The organism is Bacillus sp. CH30_1T, from assembly GCF_008364765.1.
In the GTDB taxonomy this organism is placed as follows: Bacteria; Bacillota; Bacilli; order Bacillales; family Bacillaceae_B; genus Rossellomorea.
The window spans coordinates 358,196-368,192 of sequence record NZ_VTUY01000006.1 but is presented as its reverse complement, the minus strand read 5'-3'; the positions used below and the strand labels follow the sequence as shown (position 1 = coordinate 368,192).

Below are 9,997 nucleotides of genomic sequence, written 5' to 3'. Positions count from 1 at the left end.
CAAAAAAAAGAGGCATTATCACAAGCATGTCCCGACGAGGAAACTGCTTTGATAATGCCGTCATCGAATCCTTCCACTCCTCTTTAAAGTCAGAAGAATTCAGCCCTCTGGATCGAGGGAAACTAACCAACCATACAGTACGAAAGAAAATAGAATCGTACATGTATTATTATAATTATTGTCGTCCTTTTACAAAATTAAACTGCCAGACTCCGGTAGAATTTAGAGTCAAGGCAGCTTAGGTGTTTTATTTAGTCTTATTTGACTGTGTCACTCCAATGAGCTCCTGGTTTTTCTTTATATTATTGTTCTGAAACAGCTGGTTTTGCTTTTTCACCAAACAGAAAAGCGAATGCGACGATTAAGATAATCACAACACCGAGACCGAATAGAGTGCTTCCAGTGAATCCTAATACAAGATATCCAATTGAAGCAGCAACCGCTCCGATTATTGCATATGGAAGCTGTGTAAGAACGTGATCGATATGATTGCTTCCTGCTCCTGTAGAGGAAAGGATGGTTGTATCCGAGATTGGAGAACAGTGATCTCCCAATACGGATCCAGCTAATACAGCTGCCATAGCAGGAAGTAAGATACTTACATCTGTCGCAGCAGCAATTTCCCCGGCGATCGGAAGTAAGATTCCGAAAGATCCCCATGAAGTTCCCGTCGAGAATGCCATGATTCCGGCAACTAAGAACAAAATGACTGGAAGTGCCTGCATCGGTAAGCTTGATTGTTCAACCAGACCCGCAAGATACGTACCTGTTTGCAATTGATCAATCAATGTGACGATCGTCCAGGCGAAGATAAGGATGTATACGGCCGGTAACATGGATTTGATCCCTTCCACTACCGCTACTCCAACGGCTTTCCCCTCGATTCCTTTCAAGCTTACCTGACGAATGAAGAAGATCAGCGCAACAAGGAGACCGAATAATCCACCATATAATAATGATTTCGTTACATCTGTATTTTCAAAAATCGGCAGGATGTCAAATGATCCGACGGCTTGATATCCTGTCCAGAGCATCATTCCAATTGTACCGATAACAAGAGCTACGATCGGCCAGACAAGATCACCAACTGATCCTTTCGAGCTGACAGGCAGATCATTTTTCAATTCGCCTGGAATCTCTTTTTCAGGATCATAAAGGGCTCCCGTCTCAAGGGCTCTTACTTCATGCTCTTTCATCTTTCCAAAGTCCAAGCCTTTAGCAGCAACCATGATGACAAGCAGAACAGCTGCCCAGACATAAAGGTTCATTGGAATCATTTGAACGAAGGCTGAAAATGCTGTGTACTCTGTGATACTATGTGTAGCAAGAATCGAACCGATGATACCGATGATGTACGCTCCCCAGCTTGAGATGGGTGAAACGACACAAATCGGTGCCGATGTCGAGTCAATGATATAGGCTAGTTTTGCACGTGAAATTTTGTGACGATCCGTAATGGGTCTCGACACCTGTCCAACAGCAAGGGCATTAAAATAGTCATCAATAAAAATTATGATACCTAAAACGGCTGAAAGAAGCTGTGCACCTTTTCTCGTTTTCACACGTTTCATCGCCCATTCACCGAATGCGCGGCTACCGCCGGAAATATTCACAAATGCTGTGATGACACCAAGAATGAGTAAGAAGAAAATAATATAGACATTCCAGGTGTTGAGCGCTCCATCTGCGACAAAAATGCCTTTAAAGGCGTCCCACATAAAGCTGAATGTTTTCGTAATTGAGAAATCTGCTAACAGAAATGCAGACGCAACGATTCCTACTCCCAGTGAAAGTAGAACCCGTCTCGTAAGTATAACCATAAGAATGGCTAAAAGGGGTGGTAATAGTGAGTAAATCGTGTTTTCCATAGTGTCCTCCTCCTATTTGATAGGGGGGAACCATCGTAGCATGATAGAGGATAATAAAAAAAGGCAACGATAGAGAAGCTATCATTACCTTAGTAAGTAATTTAAGTGCTCCATCACGATCTGTAGCTCCCCATTATAGAGATTCCCTATAATGACAGTGTTATCCTTCTTCAAGATAACCCCAGCAAATACACATTCGACATGCATAATTACTTCGGCAAAAGTTCCCTTTCATCTGTTCTCACAGTTGTCATTCTCAAACAGCTTACTCTTGAACTCTGCGCCTCTACCCCATCGGACTGATGATGTGGTGTGTTATAAAATTTTCTTTATTAATATAACAAACTATCATTCTTTTGACAACTTTTTTTCCTGACTAATTTGTGGGAATTTCAATAGAAGGACTGGTTTCCCCTCCACCATTGTTATAAAACTGCGGTACATCCAGGTGAACGGTACCCATGGCAACCAGGATATCCTGCTTGATGGTTTCTGTTTTCGTTGCAAATGGGATGATGATCTGGACATTGACTTCAAGCTCGACAAACACTTTTACAACGGCATTATTAATCCCGAATTGCTCTACCGTAGTTTTAATATCAGAACGGACATCTCCGATCGAGTGAAAGCGGATCGGGACTTTTGGACCGAGGTTACCTAGTAACACGTTGTTGGTCGCTTGGCCAAGAGGGACAGAGTAAGTGATGCCTTTCGCTGCTTTTGACTTTCCTTCATCGATTTCTACTTCAGTAATAAATTCAAGGTTTTCTAAATTTCCTTCCTCTGCTTCTTGCAGGTTTTGCTGAACTAAGTTGGTAATTTCCGCCTGAACCCGGTTGATGGTCTGAGTATTATATTTAAATGAAACAATATCGCCTTCTGTATTCTTCACTTCTTCCGTTATATCCGAAATATCAAGAACATCTGCAATTTTTTTGTTAATCGCTTTATTGATAACCAACGTACCGATCCTGCTGGTTTGAGTTTCAGCATAAGCAAGCAGTGTCGGTTTCAAACCTTTGTTAATGATCCACAATCCGAATCCAGTCGAAATCATAAAGAACAGAATCGTAATGATCATCACATATCGAAAAGGCAGCGGCCCTCCTCTTCGGGGTTTGTATGTTTTAAACTTTGACAAAAAAATCCCCCCTTACAAGCTATTTGTATGCAAAGTAAGAGGGGTTTAACGCAAAAAATTTATTTAATTTTAAGAGATTGGGGTTCATAATCCGGATCAAATCCGATAATCACCTTATCTAATTCCGCACTTAAATCCATGGCATAAGGAGTTAGTATTTCCTGTCCATCTTCTTCGATGATCCGAATCACCGGTCGATCCGTTACACCTTTATTTTGATCGGTCACAATTCCTTTTCGGCCATCATTCAGCTCGACAACCATCCCGATCGGATAAATGGCCACAGAAGACCTGAAGGCTTCAATTACATTTGTATCAAATAGAGTACCGCTTCCTGCATATAATACCTCCAGCGCTTGATGTGGAAGCATGGCTTTCCGGTATACACGATTTGAGGTCATGGCGTCGAATACATCGGCCACCGCTATGATTTTTGCAAAGGGGTGGATATCCTCACCTTTGATTCCTCGTGGATAACCAGATCCATCTAGCCTCTCATGGTGCTGGTACGCGCAGTGAGCAATGATCAGGGACACAGAATGAAGCTGTCGCAAAATCTCAAAACCGTGTTCTGAATGCTTCTTGATTTCACAAAATTCGTCTTCTGTCAGCTTGCCTGGTTTCAGAAGAATTTCCTCCGGCACAAGCATCTTACCGATATCATGCAAAATTGCTCCCACGCCTAACTGCTCAAGCTGTTTAGTAGACAGTTTAAGTTCCAGACCTATGGATAACGTATACAAAGTCACATTAAATGAATGATGAAATATATAGGAGTCATATGTGAAAACATCCGTCAAAATGGTTAGGAGATCATGATTCGCCTTTACTTCAGACAAGACTACATCAATCACCTGCTTCAATTGCTTGGCACTATCTTCAATCATGAGCACACCAGGTGGCGCCTTCGATGCGCTTAGTTGATTAAAGGCCATCTCAATATTGTTTACAGCTTGCTGTCTCACCTTACTCGAAACAGTACCCTTTACATGGATTCCCTTCGAAAGGGAGTCTTCAATATAGACATACTGAATACTAAGCTCTTGCAACCTGAAAATCATACGTTCTGTAATCGGAACGTTATCATGAATTAAAGCTTGACCTCTCATATTATATACGGTTGTAGCTAGAACCATGCCCGGTTTTAAAGCCCTAGTTGATATAAGCCTCATAGAATTCTCCTATGTAATTCTTTCATTTTTCGACAAAATTTCCTAGTATCTCCATTATAAAGGATAAAAACGTACTTGCAAGGTGTATTTCCTGATATATTGTTAATTATTCATGAAAGAATATAAAGAAAATGGTGACATTCACCTAACAAAAAAACCAGCGCTCAATAAAAGCAACTGGTCCAATTTATACTTATATCATTTTCAACAATGCATCCCGCCCGATCATGCCTTGTGTGATGCCGCGATTTTCTGCCTCATAGGTGATGGATTCCAGAGGGGCATCCAGGAGCTGATCGATTGTTTTTACACCGACTGCTCTGCCTGCAATGATTCCTCTGTCTTTCAACTTCTCATTTAGTAACGCTACGTCCAGTGCTCCACACATTATATATCCTATATCACTTGTCACAACGAGGAGATTGGTTTTGGGCAGTTCAACAGAAATCGCTAAAAAGGTATGTCCCTGAATGGTAATCGGAGATACATTCATCATGTGTCATCGCTCCTTTCCCTCATATGTATGACGTGAGGATAGAAACGGTGATACATTTACTGCTTTAATTTCCACTGAAGGATATCTCGTAAAAACTCAGGCATAAAGTATTTTTTCTCCAGCCTTTGAAGATCTGGAAAAAAGTGGCCAAATGTGAACATATCTGGTAAGGCAAGCTTGTATATCTTCTGTGGATCAATCGGCTTTTGACCGATTAAGATTTCACGGCCGTTGAATTGAATATTCGCATATACAAAACGGCCCATCACCTTGCCTCTGAATCCTAATCCTTTCACTTGAAGATGCGGCCATTCTTCATTAAATGTTTGTTTAATGATTTCCTTCAGCTCTGCCCCCTTCATTTCAATGAGACATGGATTGATGGGATGAGGCAGAATCCGGTGCAGATCCTGTTTCGTCACCGCCCCCTCTTCCAGTCCATCAATGAGTAAGCCTGAATTGAGAAAGGCACAATCAGCCTCGCACCATTCAGCAAGACCATCACATAACACATCCGGAAGTGGGGAAGGATTAAACCAATCCACTGCCAGCGGTTCGGCGAGCTCGGTTACTTTTTCCCTTAACAAAGCCTCCCCCTTTTGATACCACTCGAGATTTTCCTGTTCTTCCTTTTCGGCAGGGGGAAGTTCCTGCTGTTCATAAAGCTGTGCTTTTTTCCCGACAATCTTTTTATTGGCTGTGTCAACCTCTACCATCATATGACCAACATAATGACCATATTTTCCTGCTGCACCCAGCATAGTTCCCTTAATTTCTTTTCCTTGATGCAACACATGATGGGTATGAGCTCCTAGGATAACGTCAATTTCGGGAAATCGCGTTGCAATCAACTCATCATCCCGAATCCCCAGGTGAGAAAGAAGAATAACCATATCCACCTGCGGGTGAAGCTCTTGAACCAATTTCTCAAGCTCATCCAACGGAGATGTAATATTCCAGCCTAGGGCTTTATAAAAAGGTTTGAAATAAGCTGTCAATCCGATGATGCCAATCTTCATGCCACTATTCGTTTGATAGATATGATGGGTTTTGGCCCACCTTGGAGGCTGCGACGACTGGTCTAATAAATTTCCTACAATCACGTGAAAATCTGCATTTTCATAAAGGCTGTTTAAATCTTCATAATCCAGTGTAATTCCTTCATTGTTCCCAATGGTTACGGCATCAAAGCCGACTTCATTTAGAAAATCGATATTTCCTTTTCCTAAAGTCGCTTCACTTAATGGATGCCAGCGGTCTACATGATCTCCGATATCAAATAGATAAACTGGTTCCCCTTCATCCAGATGCCATTGTTTTCTCATCTTCAAAAAATCACGAATCCTTGACCAATGCTCAAAATGACTGTGAAGGTCGTTTGTATGATAAATATGAATGATTTCTCTCACTATTTGCTCACTCCTATTGGAGGTATGTTATCAAGTAATGCCTTGGTAAATCAATCGAATTCCAATTAAAATTAATATAATCCGTAAAACACTCACTAAGACTTTTGATTCAAGCTTCGTATTCAAATAGGCCCCAAACTTCGCCCCTATCCAAGCGCCTGGAATAAGTGCAAGTGCATACAACCACTTTACATTGCCAAACATGATATGCGTTCCTGAACTGACCAATGCAGATAGAAAAATCATGAACATGGATGTGGCTACGGCTACATGGGGTGGAAAAAGAAAAATCAAAATCATTGCAGGCACCATTAATGATCCACCACCGATGCCAAATAAACCAGATGTAAATCCAACTACAAAGGCAATAGCCGCTCCTAGTACAGGAGGATATCCATAACGAAAGGTGTTTCCTCCCGGATCGGTAAATTCCCGTTGAAAAGATGCATCCTTGAATTTCTCAATAGGCTTTAACTTGTTTCTTATCATGAGCACAATGGCAATCAAAATCATAAAAATGCCAAAATACAAATTAAAGCTTTCCATATTCAATCCCTTGTTTACCCATGCTCCTAGTATTGAACCCGGCCCACTTCCGGCAAAGAAGATCAGGCCGCTTTTATAATCAACGGTCTTATGCTTTAAATAAGCCAAGGTGGATGATAACCCTGTGAATATCATAATGACCAAAGATGTTCCTACAGCTGTCTGAGGATTCATTCCCTCTATCAAGCTTGTATATGTACCGAAATAGATAAGGGCAGGAACAATGATGACTCCTCCGCCCAGTCCTACGAGGGATCCTATCGCTCCTGCTAAAAGTCCGATCGATAGAAGAACGATCCATTCCATCTGTCTTTCATCTCCTGTCAGCTAAAATAAATCCAGTTGCTTTGGTGCAAGTCCACCATATTCAAGGCCTAATAATTCAATTACCTCTTTCGCGTTGTCAGCGGCATCTCCACCGGAATTATTATTGAAAAGAATATATAGATCTTCAGAGGTTTCGTGCAACTGATGAATATGCGGAATCCATTCCTCCAGTTCAGCACGATTATAGCGATATAAATAACGAACCTCCCGCCAGTCTTCCCCATTCGGTTTATTCCAGCCGTACAGATTCCTGCCATGAAAACGGATTAGAGTCGCATCTTTATGAGTGGTTTCCAATACCCGTGGTACAGATCCTTCCCCTGCTTGCGGCTCATCGCAAATGCTATGGATCCATCCTTCCTTTTTCATAAACGTTAACGTCTTATCCCGGAACTCCGGTCTGAACCAGCTTTGATGGCGAAATTCCAACGATAGTGGAAATCCCTTTAGCTGCTCCCGGCAGTACCGGATATAGTCAACATGTTCCTTTTTACAATCGTACCAAGGGGGAAATTGAAGCAGAACCATCGCTAATTTACCTGCATCTACGTACGGGGCAAGGGATTCCTTAAAGGCATTGAACATCTCTTCCTTTGTTTCAAAAGGGATTTCTCCCCGTTGATGCCCCGTCATTCCCTGATAAGCCTTAACAATAAACTTAAAGTCCTTGGGTGTTTCCTTTACCCATTTTTCAGCATTTCGAAGAGGCTGGACAGCATAGAAAGTTGTGTCCACCTCGACGATGGGGAAATGTGCGCCGTATTCTTTTAGTTTGTCTCTTGGGGGAACATTTTCATAAAGGGTATCATGATCTCCCCAGCCTGTTACTCCTATGTATATCATCTTCATTCACCTGCTTTATTATGAACATGTCCATTTTATCATAAGGAAAATGGAAATTCTTATGTTTGGATTCATTGAGGGAAAATAGTGGGATTTAGTTAAACATGAAGGCTCTTTTGTTTTATAGCATTTAATCTACCTGGCACTGGCAATCAGTGTGTGCATGATGGTGAGGGGAACCACTCCGCTTGCAGCTAGCGTAGGGCCGAGCCTCCTCAGCTTAGCCGAACGGGGTCTCGGAACACCCGTTTTTCCGCAGGAGTCTACGCAGTTCCCCTCACCATCTATAGAAGATTTTCGTGGCAGAGCCAAAAGGTGACAAAAAACATTCAAAAAAAATACATTTTTTCATTTACAAGAGGTATTGATTGGTTGCTCTTATTTTTTGTCATTTTAATTTATATGAAGACAAGCTAAATCCTTGGTGGGTAATATCGGTAGCCATTGACTAATATCTGATTTTCGAATTATCCTAATGAGGTCTTGTGCTCCTTTCTCTTTGTCTATAGGTTAATAGGAAGTCAGAATATAGAAGCACAGAGTGGATTGTAGCGGAAGGCACTTGACTCCTGCGGGTAATAGAGGAAAGGTCTAGACCCCGCAGGGCAAAGCCCGAGGAGGCTTGACTTCCTCCCCGGGGAATCTTGTGCCTGGAGCGGAAAGGAACGGACCATGTTTTAATACTACTACTCATCAAAAAGCTTTACAAAAGAAGCAATGAAAAAACTCCCCTGATGAAACATCAAGGGAGTTTAAATGATATATTATCCGATTGAACCTTCCATTTCGAACTTGATCAGGCGGTTCATTTCGACTGCGTATTCCATTGGAAGTTCTTTCGTGAATGGCTCGATGAAGCCCATTACGATCATTTCTGTTGCTTCTTCCTCTGAAATACCACGGCTCATTAGATAGAATAATTGTTCTTCGGATACTTTTGATACCTTCGCTTCGTGTTCTAATGAGATGTTATCGTTTAGAATTTCGTTGTAAGGGATCGTATCAGAAGTTGATTGGTTATCCATGATCAGGGTATCACACTCAATGTTTGAACGTGCGCCTTCCGCTTTACGGCCAAAGTGTACAATTCCACGGTACGTTACTTTACCACCATGCTTGGAGATGGATTTAGAAACGATTGTAGAAGATGTATTTGGTGCCAGGTGAATCATTTTCGCTCCGGCATCCTGATGCTGGCCTTTACCTGCGAGTGCGATGGATAGCGTCATACCACGAGCGCCTTCACCTTTAAGGATGACCGCCGGGTATTTCATCGTTAATTTAGAACCGATGTTTCCATCTACCCATTCCATCGTTGCGTTCGCTTCACATACAGCACGCTTCGTAACCAGGTTGAACACGTTGTTCGCCCAGTTTTGAATCGTCGTATATCGGCAGTACGCATCTTTCTTGATGATGATTTCAACGACTGCAGAGTGAAGTGAATTCGTTGTGTAAACCGGTGCTGTACAACCCTCAACATAGTGAACACTTGCGCCTTCATCCACGATGATCAGCGTACGCTCGAATTGACCCATGTTCTCTGAGTTAATACGGAAATATGCTTGAAGTGGTGTATCCACCTTGATTCCTTTAGGAACATAGATAAAAGATCCACCGGACCATACCGCTGAGTTAAGGGCAGCAAACTTGTTATCCGTTGGAGGAATAACCTTTGCCCAGTGCTCACGGAAAAGTTCCTCATTCTCTTTAAGAGCAGAATCTGTATCTTTAAAAACGATCCCCATGTCTTCAAGATCCGATTGCATGTTGTGGTATACAACCTCTGACTCATACTGAGCAGAAACCCCTGCAAGATACTTTTGCTCGGCTTCCGGAATACCTAATTTATCAAACGTTTGCTTGATTTCTTCAGGTACTTCATCCCAGCTGCGCTCTGACTTTTCAGAAGGCTTCACATAGTAAGTGATCTCATCAAAGTTCAGTTCCTGCATGTCTCCGCCCCATTGAGGCATAGACATATTATAAAAATGCTCAAGTGACTTCAAACGGAAATCAAGCATCCACTTAGGCTCATCTTTCATACGAGAAATTTCTTCAACGATTTCTCGAGTCAAACCACGTTTAGAACGGAAAATCGATACGTCTTTATCACTAAAACCGTATTTATAGTCTCCGATCTCAGGCATCTTCTTTGCCATGTTGATTCCTCCATTCTTAAATAGAGCAGGAGA

Annotated in this window: 9 protein-coding genes and 1 riboswitch; of the genes, 1 reads left to right on the top strand and 8 read right to left on the bottom strand. The window is 42.0% G+C overall.

The genetic code is table 11. The features are described from left to right. Window positions 1-242: integrase core domain-containing protein (locus F0342_RS14970; RefSeq protein WP_149156683.1), on the top strand; the 242-nt coding region annotated here is incomplete at its 5' end. Window positions 243-302: 60 nt separating this feature from the next. On the opposite strand, the gene F0342_RS14965 is transcribed toward F0342_RS14970, so the two are convergent. The 8 genes from F0342_RS14965 to sufB all read right to left on the bottom strand — a co-directional run bounded on the left by F0342_RS14965 (window position 303) and on the right by sufB (window position 9,964). Next, window positions 303-1,868 (bottom strand): Na+/H+ antiporter NhaC family protein, encoded by a 1,566-nt coding sequence (locus F0342_RS14965; RefSeq protein WP_149156682.1) that lies wholly within the window; start codon window positions 1,866-1,868, stop codon window positions 303-305. Between the two features lie 115 nt (window positions 1,869-1,983). Next, window positions 1,984-2,165: riboswitch (Lysine riboswitch) on the bottom strand. 79 nt (window positions 2,166-2,244) lie between these two features. Continuing rightward, window positions 2,245-3,009: a sporulation protein YunB gene (gene yunB, locus F0342_RS14960; protein WP_149156681.1), complete on the bottom strand. Its 765-nt coding sequence runs from the start codon at window positions 3,007-3,009 to the stop codon at window positions 2,245-2,247. 59 nt (window positions 3,010-3,068) lie between these two features. After that, a complete protein-coding gene (locus tag F0342_RS14955) occupies window positions 3,069-4,181 on the bottom strand; it encodes an HD-GYP domain-containing protein (protein ID WP_149156680.1) in 1,113 nt (370 codons plus the stop codon). A gap of 193 nt (window positions 4,182-4,374) precedes the next feature. Beyond that, the gene (locus F0342_RS14950; RefSeq protein ID WP_149156679.1) at window positions 4,375-4,677 is read right to left on the bottom strand and encodes a YunC family protein; all 303 of its coding nucleotides are present in this window, start codon (window positions 4,675-4,677) and stop codon (window positions 4,375-4,377) included. Window positions 4,678-4,733: 56 nt separating this feature from the next. Next, the gene (locus F0342_RS14945) at window positions 4,734-6,086 is read right to left on the bottom strand and encodes a bifunctional metallophosphatase/5'-nucleotidase (RefSeq protein WP_149156678.1); all 1,353 of its coding nucleotides are present in this window, start codon (window positions 6,084-6,086) and stop codon (window positions 4,734-4,736) included. A gap of 30 nt (window positions 6,087-6,116) precedes the next feature. Then, the gene (locus tag F0342_RS14940) at window positions 6,117-6,938 is read right to left on the bottom strand and encodes a sulfite exporter TauE/SafE family protein (RefSeq protein ID WP_149156677.1); all 822 of its coding nucleotides are present in this window, start codon (window positions 6,936-6,938) and stop codon (window positions 6,117-6,119) included. Between the two features lie 21 nt (window positions 6,939-6,959). Continuing rightward, window positions 6,960-7,802, bottom strand: a complete 843-nt coding sequence (locus F0342_RS14935; RefSeq protein WP_149156676.1) for a DUF72 domain-containing protein — start codon at window positions 7,800-7,802, stop codon at window positions 6,960-6,962. A 764-nt stretch (window positions 7,803-8,566) separates the two neighbouring features. Then, window positions 8,567-9,964, bottom strand: a complete 1,398-nt coding sequence (gene sufB / locus F0342_RS14930; RefSeq protein WP_113969016.1) for a Fe-S cluster assembly protein SufB — start codon at window positions 9,962-9,964, stop codon at window positions 8,567-8,569. Window positions 9,965-9,997: the final 33 nt, after the last annotated feature.

Coding starts and splice junctions, on each gene's coding strand:
- F0342_RS14965 (WP_149156682.1), bottom strand. CDS start 1,868: ATGGAAAACACGATTTACTCACTATTACCACCCCTTTTAGCCATTCTT.
- F0342_RS14955 (WP_149156680.1), bottom strand. CDS start 4,181: ATGAGGCTTATATCAACTAGGGCTTTAAAACCGGGCATGGTTCTAGCT.
- F0342_RS14950 (WP_149156679.1), bottom strand. CDS start 4,677: ATGATGAATGTATCTCCGATTACCATTCAGGGACATACCTTTTTAGCG.
- F0342_RS14940 (WP_149156677.1), bottom strand. CDS start 6,938: ATGGAATGGATCGTTCTTCTATCGATCGGACTTTTAGCAGGAGCGATA.
- F0342_RS14935 (WP_149156676.1), bottom strand. CDS start 7,802: ATGATATACATAGGAGTAACAGGCTGGGGAGATCATGATACCCTTTAT.
- sufB (WP_113969016.1), bottom strand. CDS start 9,964: ATGGCAAAGAAGATGCCTGAGATCGGAGACTATAAATACGGTTTTAGT.